Source organism: Streptomyces sp. Sge12 (assembly GCF_002080455.1).
Lineage (GTDB): Bacteria > Actinomycetota > Actinomycetes > Streptomycetales > Streptomycetaceae > Streptomyces.
Window position 1 is genome coordinate 3,285,316 of the sequence record NZ_CP020555.1, and the last position, 13,496, is coordinate 3,298,811.

14 protein-coding genes are annotated in these 13,496 nt (G+C 73.1%); 4 read left to right on the forward strand and 10 right to left on the reverse strand.

Annotated features, from left to right (window positions below; all coding sequences use genetic code 11):
- Positions 1 to 51 precede the first annotated feature (51 nt).
- Positions 52 to 1,449, reverse strand: coding sequence for a MocR-like pyridoxine biosynthesis transcription factor PdxR (gene pdxR, locus B6R96_RS14335; RefSeq protein ID WP_053175157.1), 1,398 nt, complete (start codon positions 1,447 to 1,449; stop codon positions 52 to 54).
- A gap of 47 nt (positions 1,450 to 1,496) precedes the next feature.
- Here pdxR and B6R96_RS14340 point away from each other — a divergent pair, with 47 nt between their 5' ends.
- Entirely contained in the window at positions 1,497 to 1,988 is a 492-nt protein-coding gene (locus B6R96_RS14340) for a carboxymuconolactone decarboxylase family protein (protein WP_030389157.1), read from the forward strand.
- A gap of 27 nt (positions 1,989 to 2,015) precedes the next feature.
- Here B6R96_RS14340 and B6R96_RS14345 read toward each other — a convergent pair whose 3' ends face one another.
- The 5 genes from B6R96_RS14345 to B6R96_RS14365 form a co-directional block, all read right to left on the reverse strand.
- Positions 2,016 to 2,807: a hypothetical protein gene (locus B6R96_RS14345; protein ID WP_159062063.1), complete on the reverse strand. Its 792-nt coding sequence runs from the start codon at positions 2,805 to 2,807 to the stop codon at positions 2,016 to 2,018.
- A gap of 3 nt (positions 2,808 to 2,810) precedes the next feature.
- A complete protein-coding gene (locus B6R96_RS14350; protein ID WP_053704279.1) occupies positions 2,811 to 3,215 on the reverse strand; it encodes a hypothetical protein in 405 nt (134 codons plus the stop codon).
- Positions 3,205 to 4,938, reverse strand: coding sequence for a hypothetical protein (locus tag B6R96_RS14355; RefSeq protein WP_237291421.1), 1,734 nt, complete (start codon positions 4,936 to 4,938; stop codon positions 3,205 to 3,207). The genes B6R96_RS14350 and B6R96_RS14355 overlap by 11 nt, the downstream gene beginning before the upstream one ends.
- Before the next feature lie 138 nt (positions 4,939 to 5,076).
- Positions 5,077 to 6,066: a malate dehydrogenase gene (locus B6R96_RS14360; RefSeq protein WP_030389153.1), complete on the reverse strand. Its 990-nt coding sequence runs from the start codon at positions 6,064 to 6,066 to the stop codon at positions 5,077 to 5,079.
- Positions 6,067 to 6,261: 195 nt separating this feature from the next.
- A complete protein-coding gene (locus B6R96_RS14365) occupies positions 6,262 to 6,891 on the reverse strand; it encodes a short chain dehydrogenase (protein ID WP_053704281.1) in 630 nt (209 codons plus the stop codon).
- 71 nt (positions 6,892 to 6,962) lie between these two features.
- Here B6R96_RS14365 and B6R96_RS14370 point away from each other — a divergent pair, with 71 nt between their 5' ends.
- Complete coding sequence (locus B6R96_RS14370) at positions 6,963 to 7,898, forward strand: LysR family transcriptional regulator (protein ID WP_081522650.1); 936 nt, start codon at positions 6,963 to 6,965, stop codon at positions 7,896 to 7,898.
- Here the strand turns inward: B6R96_RS14370 and B6R96_RS14375 are convergent.
- Together B6R96_RS14375 and B6R96_RS14380 are read right to left on the reverse strand one after the other, a co-directional pair.
- Positions 7,885 to 8,445 carry a DUF3017 domain-containing protein gene (locus B6R96_RS14375; RefSeq protein ID WP_237291422.1) on the reverse strand — a complete coding sequence of 187 codons (561 nt, stop codon included), beginning with the start codon at positions 8,443 to 8,445 and terminating at the stop codon, positions 7,885 to 7,887. The two genes, B6R96_RS14370 and B6R96_RS14375, sit on opposite strands and share 14 nt — an antisense overlap.
- Positions 8,435 to 9,295, reverse strand: a complete 861-nt coding sequence (locus B6R96_RS14380; RefSeq protein WP_030389149.1) for a bifunctional methylenetetrahydrofolate dehydrogenase/methenyltetrahydrofolate cyclohydrolase — start codon at positions 9,293 to 9,295, stop codon at positions 8,435 to 8,437. The genes B6R96_RS14375 and B6R96_RS14380 overlap by 11 nt, the downstream gene beginning before the upstream one ends.
- A 245-nt stretch (positions 9,296 to 9,540) precedes the next feature.
- On the opposite strand from B6R96_RS14380, the gene B6R96_RS14385 reads away from it, so the two are divergent.
- Entirely contained in the window at positions 9,541 to 10,233 is a 693-nt protein-coding gene (locus tag B6R96_RS14385; RefSeq protein WP_030389148.1) for a hypothetical protein, read from the forward strand.
- An 85-nt stretch (positions 10,234 to 10,318) separates the two neighbouring features.
- Here the strand turns inward: B6R96_RS14385 and purH are convergent, their stop codons facing one another.
- Entirely contained in the window at positions 10,319 to 11,923 is a 1,605-nt protein-coding gene (purH, locus tag B6R96_RS14390; RefSeq protein WP_081522652.1) for a bifunctional phosphoribosylaminoimidazolecarboxamide formyltransferase/IMP cyclohydrolase, read from the reverse strand.
- Positions 11,920 to 12,543 (reverse strand): phosphoribosylglycinamide formyltransferase, encoded by a 624-nt coding sequence (purN, locus tag B6R96_RS14395; RefSeq protein ID WP_030389146.1) that lies wholly within the window; start codon positions 12,541 to 12,543, stop codon positions 11,920 to 11,922. Before purN ends, purH begins: the two co-directional genes overlap by 4 nt.
- Before the next feature lie 243 nt (positions 12,544 to 12,786).
- Between purN and B6R96_RS14400 the strand changes: the two genes are divergently transcribed.
- The gene (locus B6R96_RS14400) at positions 12,787 to 13,374 is read left to right on the forward strand and encodes a hypothetical protein (protein WP_030389145.1); all 588 of its coding nucleotides are present in this window, start codon (positions 12,787 to 12,789) and stop codon (positions 13,372 to 13,374) included.
- Positions 13,375 to 13,496: the final 122 nt, after the last annotated feature.

Here is a 13,496-nt window from a genome sequence, read left to right on the forward strand (position 1 = left end):
GTTTGAGGCGCGGGGGTCCGGGGGCAGCGCCCCCGGCAACGGCGCCGCAGGTCACGGCAGGGCCGCCGCCAGGGCCGCCAGCGTCGGCGCCCACGCACTGTCCGACGGCGTCCCGTACCCCACGACCACCGCATCCCGCGCGGGCAGCGCACCCGCCTCCGGATGCCGGAACCGCCCCAGCCCGTGCAGGGCCAGGTCCTGCCAGGCCGCCGACTGCAGGACCGACCGTTCCAGCCCCTCCGGGAGGTCCAGCACCGCGTGCAGCCCCGCCGCGATCCCCGACACGCCCACCCGGTCCCCCACCGCCGCCACCAGCGCGTCCCGGCGCCGCCGGTACCGCAGGCGCATCCCGCGCACGTGCCGGTCGTAGGCCCCGGAGGTGATGAACTCCGCCAGCGTCAGCTGGTCCAGCGCGCCGCACGCCCAGTCCGTGGGCCGCTTGGCGGCGAGCACCTCCTCCAGCAGCCCCGGCGGGACCACCATCCAGCCCATCCGCAGCCCCGGGGCCAGTGACTTGCTGGCCGTGCCCAGGTACACCACCCGGTCCGGGTCCAGGCCCTGGAGCGCGCCGACCGACTGGCGGTCGTAGCGGAACTCCCCGTCGTAGTCGTCCTCCAGGATCAGCCCGCCCGTGGTCCGGGCCCAGTCGACCGCGGCCGCGCGCCGCGCCGGAGTCAGGGCCACGCCCGTCGGGAACTGGTGCGCCGGGGTCAGCAGCACCGCGCCCGCCGCCGCGGTCAGCTCCCCCGTCCGGGCCCCTTCCCCGTCCACGCCCAGCGGGCGCGTCCGCAGGCCCGCCCGCGCCAGCAGGTCGCGGTGGAAGTCCAGGCCGTACCCCTCCACGGCCACCTCCCGCACCCGCCGCGCCCGCAGCACGCCCGCCAGCAGGGTCAGCCCGTGCAGGAAGCCGGCGCAGAGCACGATGCGTTCGGGGTCCGCGTACACCCCGCGCGCCCGCGCCAGGTAGCCGGCCAGTGCCTGCCGCAGCTCGACTCGGCCGCGCGGGTCGGCCGCGTAGCCGAAGGCCTCGTTCGGCGCGGCGGTCAGGGCCCGGCGGGCGGCCGACAGCCAGGCCGCGCGCGGGAAGCCGCCCAGGTCCGGGGAGCCGGGCACCAGGCTGTACGCGGGCCCCCTGCGCGCGGGGCGCCGTACGGGTCCGGCCGCGGCGGGCCGGCGCGGCCTGGCCCGTTCGGCGACGCGGGTGCCGGAGCCCTGGCGGGCCGTCAGCCAGCCCTCGGCGACGAGCTCGGCGTACGCCTCGGCGACCGTGTTCCGGGCGATGCCCAGGTCTGCGGCGAGGGTGCGCGAGGACGGGAGCCGGGTCCCGGCCGCGAGCCGCCCGCTGCGCGCGGCCTCGCGCAGCGCCTCGGTGAGCCCGGCCCGCAGCCGGCGTCCGGCGGTGAGGTCCAGGTGCAGGTCGGCGCCGAAAGTGGCCCACGATTCCGTCATGAATATGGACCATATCGGTGGGCCGCCCGGCTCCTAGGGTGGATCACATGACGACCACACACGAACACGCCCCCGAGCACACCCCGCGCCTGCAGATGGCGAAGCTCGCCCCGGAGGTCTACAAGGCCGTCCTGGCCCTGGAGATCGCCTCCAAGAAGGGTCTGGACCCCTCCCTGGTCGAGCTCGTCAAGATCCGCGCCTCCCAGCTCAACCACTGCGCCTTCTGCCTCGACATGCACACCAAGGACGCGATCGCCGCAGGTGAGAGCGTCGAGCGCATCGTCCAGCTGGGTGCCTGGGAGGAGTCGCGGCACTTCTACACCGAGAAGGAGCTCGCCGCGATCGAGTTCACCGAGGCGGTCACCGTCCTGACGGACGGCTTCGTGCCGGACGAGGTCTACGAGAAGGCCGCCAAGCAGTTCGAGGAGCGCGAGCTCGCCCAGCTGATCGCCGTGATCGCGACGATCAACGTCTGGAACCGCATCGGCGTCACCACCCGCCTGGTTCCGGGCCACTACACCCCGGGCATGTACAAGTAGCCCGATCGGACGGTTGCGCCGGGCCGGTCAGTCCGGCCTGAAGGACTCCACGGCCGCCGTCAGGTTCGCGCGCACCGCCGCGCCGTCGGCGGCCGGGCCGGCCGCCAGCAGCGCCCACCGCCGGCCGTCCGGGGAGACGGCGATCCGTTCGATCCCGCGGCGGCGGCCCTGCGACTCCGCGCTGTCGTACTCGTAGACCAGCTCGCAGGACTTGCCGGGGGCCGCCTCGACGGAGACCTCGCGGTAGCCGGGGTTGGAGCCGAGGGTGTTCGAGGAGATCCGCAGCAGCTCGCACGCGCCGACGCTGTCGGGCTCGGTGACCCGGAAGATCTGGACGAGCGCGCTCCGGTCCCCGGGCCGGCGGTAGAAGGACCCGCTGCCGTTCTCGTCGTGGCTGCGCTCCCAGCCCGTGGGGACGGCCACCGAGAAGCCGGCGTCGTCGCGGACCACCGTGTACGGCGGAGCGGCCGACGGGGAGGGCGAGGCGGAGGAGGACGCGGCGGTGGGCTCCGGGTCCGGCTCCGTGCCGGTCGATGGATCCGGGGCGCCCGAAGCCGACGGCGCCGCGGCGGGTGCCTTCGGCTCCTCGTCGCCGAGGAGGAGCCACCCGGCCATGGCGCAGCCGCCGGCCACCGCGGCTCCGAGGGCCACCCACAGGAGGACCTTCCGGTTGCGCAGCGCATCGGGGCCGCGACCGCCACGGCCGCCACGACCCCCAAAGCCGCCACCGCCGCCCGTCGGCGGTGGCGACGTCGGCTGGTCCGCCCACTCCCAGCGCTGCGACTGCGGATTCCAGTGGGCGCCGCCGCCGGTGGCCACCGGTCAGCTCCCCAGCGCGGCGAGCAGCCCGCCGAGGGCGGCGGCCGCGTTCACCGACTCCACCAGCGGGGCCCAGCGCTGGAGCGCGCCCCTCAGCCGGGCGGGCAGGCCGGGCCGGATCTCCCCGGCCTCCTCCAGCTCGCCGACGGCCTCGTCCAGTTCGGTGTCGAGCGCCGCCCGGTCGGCACTGCGGGGCAGTCGGGCGAGGGCGGCGCGCAGCTCCCGTACGGCCTCCAGCAGTTCCTCCGCGCCCGGGGCGCCCGCTCCCGTGCCGTCGTGGTGGACGCTGGTGTTGGTGATGTGCTCGCCGCCGATGCTGAACGCCGCGTTGTGGACGCTGTTGATCTGCACCTGCCCGGTGCCGGCTCCCGAGCCCGCTCCGGTTCCGGCTCCCCCGTCATGCGTCACTGCCGCTCCCCCCGCTGGTGTGGTGGCTCGTGTGGTGGCTCGTCCGGTTGCTGTGCCCGCTGCCGCCCACGCTGAACGCGCTGTGGCTCACGGACTGGATGAAGACCCCGCCCTCCGCCACCGTGACCGCCCGCTGTGCGAACTCCTCCGTGTGCCAGCCCGCTTCGTGCAGGGCGAGGGTCACGCCGGCGACGATCCGGTCCTGGATGGTCTTCAGGTACCGGTCCAGGTCCATCAGCTGGAACAGCGAGGCGTCCTCCCGCGCCGCGAGTTCGCGTACGGACACGGCCGGGCCGGCCGGGAGGGCGCCGCCGTGGCCTTCCGTGGCGATCTGCCACGGGCCGCGGCTGCCGCCCGACAGGGTGGTGAGGGCCTTGCCGAGCGAGCGCGGGGCGTTGCGCAGCGCCCAGACGGCCTTGGCGAAGGGGTTGTTGCGCAGATGGCGCCGGGCCACGTCGTCGGCCTCCTGGAACTCCTGCCGTATGGGCAGCAGCACGTGCGGCGCCACCTCCAGCATCAGCATCCCGCCCTGTGTGTGGACGCGTACGAAGACGGTGACGACGAGGTTCTCGTCCCAGCCGCCGACCCGTACCCGCAGGAAGTGCCGGCGGCGCTCACCGCCCTCCTCCACGGCTCCGGCCCGGTGCGCCTCGAACGCGCCGTCCGAGAGGTCCGGCCGGAACGCGGCCGGCAGCCCGGAGGCCGGCAGGAACACGCACTCGTCGACGACCAGTTCCCGCAGCCGGTCCAGTACGGCCTGCTCGGCCTCGGGCGAGCCGTGCGGCGACGGGACGCGCAGGGCCTCCAGCCGCGGCCGGATGCGGGCCACGATCCGCGCGTTGTCCAGCGGTTCGGGTTCGACGCCGTCCGTGCGCGGGCGCAGTTCGACCGACAGGTGCCAGGGTCGGTACGCGGTGCCCGCGCCGCAGAACGGGTCCTCGACGCTGTAGATGACCAGGCGGCTGTGCTGGGTCCGCAGGATCCGGTCGCGGGCCAGCGCGAAGCGGCTGCCGGAGGCGGGATCGGCGCTCGGGTCGGCGTAGCGGTCGCGGCTGAGCGAGGTGCTGATGACGCGGGCGAAGTGGCCCCGCTGGAGGCCGACGACCAGGGCCAGCAGGGCGAAGACGATCAGGGCCGTCCAGGCGTAGGAGACGGCGAGCGCGTAGCCGAGTGCGGGCAGCGCCAGGACGAAGCCGAGAGCGAAGGGCTCTCCCTCGAACTCGTGCAGGAAGGACTCGAAAACCAGGAGCGATTCGTCGGTGCCGCCGACGCTCGTACGGCCTTCGACCGCGCCGACCAGCACGCCCAGCACGACGCCGATGAGCAGGACGGAGCCGCATGCGCGCAGCAGGAGTTCCAGGAAGCGGCCGCCGCGTTCCCGCTTCAGCCGGCGGCGCTCGAGCCGTCCGGCCCCGCTCAGGAACGCGGCCGGGATCAGCAGGAAGATGACGAGTGCCTGGGCCAGTACCAGCCCGAGGCCCCACACCGCCAGGACGGCCGAGGCCCAGGCCGCTTCGGCGCGGCGGGCCTGGAGTGCGTGGGCGAGGACGCGTGCGGCGTCGAAACCGTAGGAGGGCGCCACGAAGCGCTCCTCGTGGACATAGAGCTCCTGGATCACCCGGTCGCGGTACGCGGCGTCGAGATAGCTGCCGGCGCACAGCAGCCGGCCGGCTTCGCTGAGCGAAGGGTGCACAGGAGTTCTGTCGTCCGCAGTGCCTGTCACCGAATCCCCCTTTCGGTGTGCGGAGGGAAACCATAAATCTGCGATCAGGCACATGACAGGCGCGTTCGCGCCAAAAAGCCCCGGCGCGATGCGCCGGGGCTTTTCGGAAGAACGGATCGATCGGGTCGGGCGACCGGATCAGATCAGGCCGAGCTCGCGGACCGCGTCGCGCTCCTCCGCCAGCTCCTGGACGGAGGCGTCGATGCGGGTGCGGGAGAACTCGTTGATGTCCAGGCCCTGGACGATCTCGTACTTGCCGTCCTTGCAGGTGACGGGGAAGGAGGAGATCAGACCGGCCGGGACGCCGTAGGAGCCGTCCGACGGGATGCCCATCGAGGTCCAGTCGCCCTCGGCGGTGCCGTTGACCCACGTGTGGACGTGGTCGATGGCGGCGTTGGCGGCCGAGGCGGCCGAGGACGCGCCACGGGCCTCGATGATCGCGGCGCCGCGCTTGGCGACGGTCGGGATGAAGGTGTCGGCCAGCCACAGCTCGTCGTTGACGACCTCGGCGGCGTTCTTGCCGGCGATCTCCGCGTGGAAGATGTCCGGGTACTGGGTCGCCGAGTGGTTGCCCCAGATGGTCAGGCGCTTGATGTCGGAGACGGCGGCACCGGTCTTGGCGGCCAGCTGCGAGATCGCGCGGTTGTGGTCCAGGCGGGTCATCGCGGTGAAGCGCTCGGCCGGTACGTCCGGGGCGGAGGCCTGCGCGATGAGCGCGTTGGTGTTGGCCGGGTTGCCCACGACGAGGACCTTGATGTCGTCCGCGGCGTGCGCGTTGATGGCCTGGCCCTGCGGCTTGAAGATGCCGCCGTTGGCGGCGAGCAGGTCGCCGCGCTCCATGCCCTTGGTACGCGGGCGGGCGCCCACGAGCAGCGCGACGTTCGCACCGTCGAAGCCCTGGTTCGGGTCGTCGAAGATGTCGATGCCGGCGAGCAGCGGGAAGGCGCAGTCGTCGAGCTCCATGGCGGTGCCCTCAGCGGCCTTCATGCCCTGGGGGATCTCCAGAAGACGGAGCTTGACCGGCACGTCCGCGCCGAGCAGGTGACCGGAAGCGATGCGGAAGAGCAGCGCGTAGCCGATCTGGCCGGCGGCGCCGGTGACGGTGACATTCACGGGAGTGCGGGTCATGGCCTTCTCCGTTAGACAGCTGGCGGTGGGGCGTCCCTGCCCCATGTGCTGGAGGACGCCGCTCCCCAGTAAATCTTGACGTGAAGAGACATCCGCCGTCAGGCTATCCGACCCGGGAGCGGGCTAACCCCCGGGTCCCTGTGGTGCGCGGCACACGGACCCCGGAGTTCGAAGGTGCGGCCGGTCCCCGGACCGCTATTCGACCAGGAAGATCTGGCCCGTCCGGTGCCCCTCCACGGACTTGACGTAGGCGTTCGCCGCGCGGGCGACCGGGACGGCGTCGAATCCCGCGAAGGTGTCCCCGTACGCGTCGAGGGACTCCTCGAAGACGGTCGGGCTGACGGCGTTGATGCGCTGCCGGCCCGGCAGTTCGATGGCGGCGGCGCGCACGAAGGCCTCGACGGCGCCGTTGACCAGGGCGGCCACCGAGCCGGTGAGCAGGGGCTCGCGGGCCAGGATGCCGGTGACCAGCGTGTACGAGGCGTGCGCGGGCAGGTGCCGGGCGCCCTGGCGGACCAGCTCGATCTGGCTGACGGCCTTGCCTTCGAGGCCGCCGCGGATGTCGTCCGTACTCAGCTCGGCGAGCGGGCGCCACGGCACGCTGCCGGCCGCGCACGCCACGGCGTCGATGTCCCCCACCCGCTGCGCCACCTGCTCGTACATGGCGCGGACGGAGTCGGGGTCGGTGATGTCGACGTGGACGTCGGCGCCCTTGCGGGAGGCGGTGACGACCCGGTGGCCGCGGTCGCGCAGGGCCGTGTGGACCGCCCGGCCCAGGGTTCCGTGTGCGCCGATCAGGAGGACCTTCTGCGTCTTCGCGTTCATGGCACGAGCATCACCGCCCGGCCATCGTGAAGTCCAGCTACCTGCGCTTCAGCAATCATTAAGCTGAACTCATGCTTGATGTGAAGCGCATGGTCATCCTGCGGGACCTGGCGGAACACTCCCGGGTGACCGCCGTCGCCGACCTGCACGGGGTCACCCCCTCCGCCGTCTCCCAGCAACTGCGCGCCCTGGAGGCCGAGGCCGGAGCCGTCCTCGTCGAGAAGGACGGGCGCGGGCTGCGGCTGACCCCCGCCGGCGCCGCGCTGGCCGCAGCGTGCGAACCGGTGCTCGCCGCCCTGGAACGGGCCGAGGGAGCCGTGCGCGCCCTCGACACCGAGCCGATCGGGGACCTCGCCGTCGGCTGCGCCCCCAGCGCGCTGGCCACGGTGGCCGCCCCGCTCGTCGCCGAGCTGGCCGTACGCCACCCCCGGCTGCGCCCGCGCATCGTGCAGGCGGACCCGGAGGAGGCGCTGCCGCTGCTGCGCGGGCGCCGCCTGGACCTGGCGGTGACCTACGCCTACCCGCTGCTCGGCGCTCCGCCCGCGGCCGGGACCACCGCGGTGCCGCTCTTCGCGGACCCGCTGTGCCTGGCACTGCCGCGGGCCCTGCTCCCCGCGTACGAGCGGGAGGGGCTCGCCGCGCTGGGCGCGTGCGCGTGGGTCGCGGCGCCGGCCCCGAGCAGCTGTCGCGAGATGCTGCTGCACGCCTGCCGGAACGCCGGATTCACCCCGCGCATCGCCCACGAGTGCGGGGACCTGCGGTCCGGGCTGTGGCTCGTGGCCACCGGGCAGGCCGTGTCGATCCTGCCGAAGCTGCTGTGCGACGCCCCGCCGGCCGGCGTCGCCGTACGGGAGCTGCCGGGGCCGGGGCGGACGCTGGACGCGCTGGTCCGGGCGGGCACCGAGACCCAGCCGGCCGTCGCGGCCGCCCTGGCGGCACTCACCGCACTCACGTCGGCGGGCGCACCGGCCGGGTCGGGCGCGCCCACCGCCGCTAGCGGACGGTGAAGCGCACCACGTCCTCCATGAACGGGATCTGCAGCCACGGCTTGGGCATGACCAGTGCCAGCAGGGTGATCGCCACACCCAGCAGCCCGTACGTGATCATGTCCGTGAAGCGGGAGCGGACCGCGAGCATGCCCACCGAGGGCAGCAGGCGCCGCATCACCGAGGCCGCGATCAGGGCGACGCCGATGATCAGGCAGCCGACCCGCGGGTGCCCCAGCGCGGTGGTCAGCAGCCCGACCGCGGTCGCGGTGAGCACGCTGAGCATCGGCCACTGACGGGCCGGCGTGGACACGGCCCCGGGCACGGCACGGCCGCTGCCCTCGGGGCGGGCGGTGTCCCGGGTGATGGAGGGGAAGCGGCGGGAGCGGGCCGCCTCGGCCCCGGACCCGTCGGGACCGGCCTGGGCGCCGGGACCGCCCTGGGCGCCGGGGCCCGCCCCGACGGCGGGGACGACCGGCGTGGCGGGTGCGACCGGTGCGACGGGGGTGCCGTTCGCCCGGGCCGCGCCGCCGCCCGCCGCGTTCTCCGCGTCCGATTCAGCCTGCACTGGTGGTCCGTTCCGCCGCCTCGACGACATTGACGAGCAGCTGGGCCCGGGTCATCGGGCCGACGCCGCCCGGGTTCGGCGAGATCCACGCGGCCACCTCGGCCACGCCGGGGTGCACATCGCCGACGATCTTCCCGTTCCCGTCGCGGCTGACGCCCACATCGAGGACGGCCGCGCCCGGACGCACGTCCTCCGGCTTGACCAGGTGCGGGACACCGGCCGCCGCGACGATGATGTCCGCCTGGCGCAGCAGCCCGGAGAGGTCGCGGGTACCGGTGTGGCACAGCGTCACGGTGGCGTTCTCGGACTTGCGGGTCAGCAGCAGGCCGATGGAGCGCCCGACGGTGATCCCGCGGCCGAGGACGACGACGTGCGCGCCGTTGATGCCGACGCCGTGGTGGCGCAGCAGTTCGACGATCCCGTACGGGGTACAGGGCAGCGGGCCCGGCTCATTGAGGACCAGCCGGCCCAGCGACATGGGGTGCAGGCCGTCGGCGTCCTTGAGCGGATCCATCAGCTCCAGGACCCGGTTGGTGTCGATGCCCTTGGGGAGCGGGAGTTGGACGATGTAGCCGGTGCACTCCGGGTTCGCGTTGAGCTCCCGTACGACCGCCTCGATCTCCTCCTGGGAGGCCGTATCGGGCAGTTCGCGCTGGATGGAGGCGATGCCGACCTCGGCGCAGTCCTTGTGCTTGCCGTTGACGTACCAGCGGCTGCCCGGATCGTCACCGACCAGCAGGGTGCCGAGGCCGGGGGTGATGCCCCGGGCCTTCAGGGCCGCCACGCGGGCGGTCAGTTCGGACTTGATCGCGGCGGCGGTGGCCTTGCCATCGAGAATCTGGGCGGTCATGCCCCCATCCTCCCGGATGAGGCGGCCCCGGTTCCAGTCAAGGCGCTCGCAGGGGCACAGCGTTCATTGCACTTGCACAACAAGTCACCGCCCGTAGCGCAACCCGCTGGACAAGTAACGGCCGGTCGGACCACGATGAAACGACTGAGTGCCGCGGGCAGTGCCGGGGGGCGGGACCGCACCGTGCAGGACTCCTCCGTGCTCGTGCCGTGCGTCCCTGCACTTCCACGGAGGAACACCCCACCATGAGCTTCGGCGAACCGCACAATCCGTACGGACAGCAGCCGCCCCAGGCCCCGCAGGGCCAGCCCGGCTACGGCTACCCCCAGCAGGCCCCCCAGGGCGTCCCGCCGCAGGGCGGCTACGCCTACCCGCAGCAGGCCCCGCAGGCGTACCCGGGCGGGCCGGCCGGCTACCCGGGCGGGCCCGGCGGCTATCCGGGCGGGCCGGGCGGATACCCCGGGGCCCACATGGAGATGCCGGGCGGCGCCAAGGCCGCCCGCGTCATCCTCTTCATCCTGGGCAGCCTGCAGGCGCTGGCCGGCCTGTTCGTCATCATCGGCGGCGCCGTCTTCGCCGCGGCCCTCTCCGGTTCCTCCAGCTCCTCGGCGGACGAGGCGGGCACCGCCGTCGGCGTCGGCTTCGTCATCGGCGGTCTCGTCGTGATCGGCCTGGCCCTGTGGCCGTTCCTGACGGCGGCCAAGATGGGCAAGGGCCGCAACGGGGTCCGTGTCTCCGGCATCGTCTACGGCTCGATCCAGACCTTCTTCGCCGTCATGAGCGTGCTCGTCAACCTGGCGGCAGCGGGAGCCAGCGAGCACTCGGCCGGCCCGACCGCCATCACCGTGCTGCCCGCCCTGGTCTCCCTCGCCCTCGGCCTCACCATCGTCATCGGCCTCGCGAAGGCCGGCGACTACTTCAAGCGCCCGGCCTACTGACGGCGCCCGCTCCCGGAACCGGCGAAGGCCGCGCCCCGCACTGCGGGACGCGGCCTTCGCCGTCGTTCGGGGCCGTTCGGACGGCTCAGTGGAAGAAGTGCCGGGTGCCGGTGAAGTACATCGTCACACCGGCCTTCTGCGCGGCCTCGACGACCTGCTCGTCACGGACCGAACCACCCGGCTGGACCACGGCCTTGATGCCCGCGGCCGTCAGGATCTCCAGCCCGTCCGGGAAGGGGAAGAAGGCGTCGGACGCGGCGTACGAGCCCTGCGCGCGCTCGGCACCCGCCCGCTCGACCGCCAGCTTCGCCGAGTCCACACGGTTGACCTGGCCCATGCCGACGCCGACCGAGGCGCCGTCCTTGGCGAGCAGGATCGCGTTGGACTTGACGGCCCGGCAGGCCTTCCACGCGAAGGCCAGCTCGGCGAGTTCCGCCGGGGACAGGGCGTCACCGGTGGCCAGCGTCCAGTTGGCCGGGTCGTCGCCCTCGGCCTGGAAGAGGTCGCTCTGCTGGAGCAGCGCACCGCCGCTGATGGGCTTGAGGTCGCCCGGCTGGTGCGGGGTGCCGTCCACCTTCAGGACACGGATGTTCTTCTTCTTGGCCAGGACCTCGACCGCGCCGTCCTCGTAGGCGGGGGCGGCGATGACCTCGGTGAAGATCTCCGCGACCTGCTCGGCGAGCTCGACGGTCACCGGGCGGTTGACGGCGATGACGCCGCCGAAGGCCGACAGCGGGTCGCAGGCGTGCGCCTTGCGGTGGGCCGCGGCGACGTCGTCGCCGATCGCGATGCCGCACGGGTTGGCGTGCTTGATGATCGCGACGCACGGCTCTTCGTGGTCGTAGGCGGCGCGGCGCGCGGCCTCGGTGTCCACGTAGTTGTTGAAGGACATCTCCTTGCCGTGGAGCTGCTCCGCGTTGGCCAGTCCACCGGGCTGCCCGTCGGTGTAGAGGGCGGCGGCCTGGTGCGGGTTCTCGCCGTAGCGCAGGGTCGACTTGCGCTCCCAGGCGCCGGCCAGGAACTCGGGCAGCGCCGCGGCGTCGTCCGCGGGGGCTTCCGGGGCGTACGCGTTCGTGAACCAGGAGGCCACGGCCACGTCGTAGGAGGCGGTGTGCTGGAAGGCCTCGGCCGCGAGCCGCTTGCGGGCGGTGAGGTCGAAGCCACCGCCCTGGGCCGCCGCGATGACGTCGGCGTAGCGGGCCGGGCTGGTGACGACCGCGACGGAGGGGTGGTTCTTGGCGGCGGCGCGGACCATCGACGGGCCGCCGATGTCGATCTGCTCCACGCACTCGTCGGGGGTGGCACCCGACTGGACGGTCGCGAGGAAGGGGTACAGGTTGACGATCACCAGGTCGAAGGGCTCGACGCCCAGCTCGGCGAGCTGGTTGCGGTGGTCCTCCAGGCGCAGGTCGGCGAGGATGCCGGCGTGCACGCGCGGGTGCAGGGTCTTGACCCGGCCGTCCAGGCACTCGGGGAAGCCGGTCAGCTCCTCCACCTTGGTGACGGGCACCCCGGCCGCGGCGATCCTCGACGCGGTGGAGCCGGTGGAGACGAGCGCGACGCCCGCCCCGTGCAGGCCGCGGGCCAGCTCTTCCAGTCCCGTCTTGTCGTAGACGCTGATGAGCGCACGCCGGATCGGCCGCTGGTTCGTGGTCGGGTCGTTGCTCGCTGCGATGTCTGCGGCGGTCACTGGATTGTTACCTTTCGTCCCTCAATGCGGTAGCCGTGCCGGGCCAGACGCCCCACGACATCGACGAGCAGCTGGCGCTCGACTTCCTTGATGCGCTCATGGAGAGCGGCTTCGTCGTCCTCGTCCCGGACCTCGACCACACCCTGGGCGATGATCGGACCGGTGTCCACGCCGCTGTCCACGAAGTGGACGGTGCAGCCGGTCACCCTCGCGCCGTAGGCGAGGGCGTCCCGTACGCCGTGCGCACCCGGGAAGGCGGGGAGGAGGGCGGGGTGGGTATTGATGAACCGGCCGCCGAAGCGGTCGATGAACACCTTGCCCACGATCTTCATGAATCCGGCGGACACGACGAGGTCCGGCGCGTACGCGTCGGTCGCCTCGGTGAGGGCGACATCCCACTCCGCGCGGCTCCCGTACCCCTTGACCGGGCAGACGAAGGTCGGGATCCCGGCCTTCTCCGCCCGCTCGAGGCCGGCGATGTTCTCGCGGTCGGCCCCCACGGCGACGACTTCGGCACCGAAACCCTCGGCACCGCCGGGGTGGGCGTCGATGGCATCGAGGAGGGCCTGGAGGTTGGTGCCGGAACCGGAGACCAGCACGACCAGGCGGGAGGCGGCCATGGGAGGCCCTTTCTCGCGGGATTGCGGTGTTCGTCTTGTGTGGTCATACGAAACTTCGGGGTACCGGTATATGGGCAACCGTACGAAGCCACCGACCGCCTGCAACGATACCGGTACACCGGACAGCCCCCGAGGGACGGGGGGACGACCGGGCGGTAGCGTCTGGCGTACAAGCCGCAAACTGGGCCCACCTCGCCACGACGTCCTCAGGGCGTCCATGACACAGGGGAAGAAACACACCCGATGCCGGACCGCCGTCAGCCCGACTCCCCCACCGACGACAACCCCTTCGCAGCTCCGCCGGAAGGCCGGCCCGACCAGCCGTGGCAGCCGCGCGACGGTGGGGGCGGCGGGAACGGCGAGAGCCCGAAGGACTCGGACGGGCAGCGGGGTCCGGCGCGCTGGGACCCGACGGACCCGATCCAGCGCCGCGCCCGGTACGCGCTGCTGGCCGGCATGTGGGGCTTCTTCTTCGGGATCTTCGGGATCCCGTCGGTGGGACTGCTGCTCGGGGCGCTCGCCCTCTACTGGGGGATCAGCGCGCTGCGCGGCAAGCCCGTACCGGCGACGGCGGACGGCGCCCCGGCCGCCGCACCGGCGGGCCTGGACGCCCTGGGCCCCGCGGCCCGCCCCCAGCGCACGGCGGCGGTGAGCGGCCTGGTCACGGCCTCACTGGCGATCCTGCTGGCGATGAGCTCGTACGCCCTGCAGCTGGCGTACAAGGACTTCTACGTCTGCCGCGACGACGCCCTCACCAAGTCGGCGGAACTCCAGTGCAACACCCTCCTCCCCAACAACCTGGTAGGCGACGTCCTGAAGGTCCGCCCCTAACCCGCCCCTCAAGCCCCGCTTCCAGCCCGGCCGACGCTTGAGGCGCCGTTTCAGCCCCGCCGGCGATTGAGGCGCTCTTTCAGCCCCGCCGGCGATTGAGGCGCTCTTTCAGCCCCGCCGGC

Excerpts from the sequence above, each read along its gene's own strand:
- B6R96_RS14340 (WP_030389157.1), top strand. The coding sequence starts at position 1,497 with ATGACGACCACACACGAACACGCCCCCGAGCACACCCCGCGCCTGCAG.
- B6R96_RS14360 (WP_030389153.1), bottom strand. The coding sequence starts at position 6,066 with ATGACCCGCACTCCCGTGAATGTCACCGTCACCGGCGCCGCCGGCCAG.
- B6R96_RS14385 (WP_030389148.1), top strand. The coding sequence starts at position 9,541 with ATGAGCTTCGGCGAACCGCACAATCCGTACGGACAGCAGCCGCCCCAG.
- pdxR (WP_053175157.1), bottom strand. The coding sequence starts at position 1,449 with ATGACGGAATCGTGGGCCACTTTCGGCGCCGACCTGCACCTGGACCTC.
- purN (WP_030389146.1), bottom strand. The coding sequence starts at position 12,543 with ATGGCCGCCTCCCGCCTGGTCGTGCTGGTCTCCGGTTCCGGCACCAAC.
- B6R96_RS14370 (WP_081522650.1), top strand. The coding sequence starts at position 6,963 with ATGCTTGATGTGAAGCGCATGGTCATCCTGCGGGACCTGGCGGAACAC.
- B6R96_RS14365 (WP_053704281.1), bottom strand. The coding sequence starts at position 6,891 with ATGAACGCGAAGACGCAGAAGGTCCTCCTGATCGGCGCACACGGAACC.
- B6R96_RS14400 (WP_030389145.1), top strand. The coding sequence starts at position 12,787 with ATGCCGGACCGCCGTCAGCCCGACTCCCCCACCGACGACAACCCCTTC.
- B6R96_RS14380 (WP_030389149.1), bottom strand. The coding sequence starts at position 9,295 with ATGACCGCCCAGATTCTCGATGGCAAGGCCACCGCCGCCGCGATCAAG.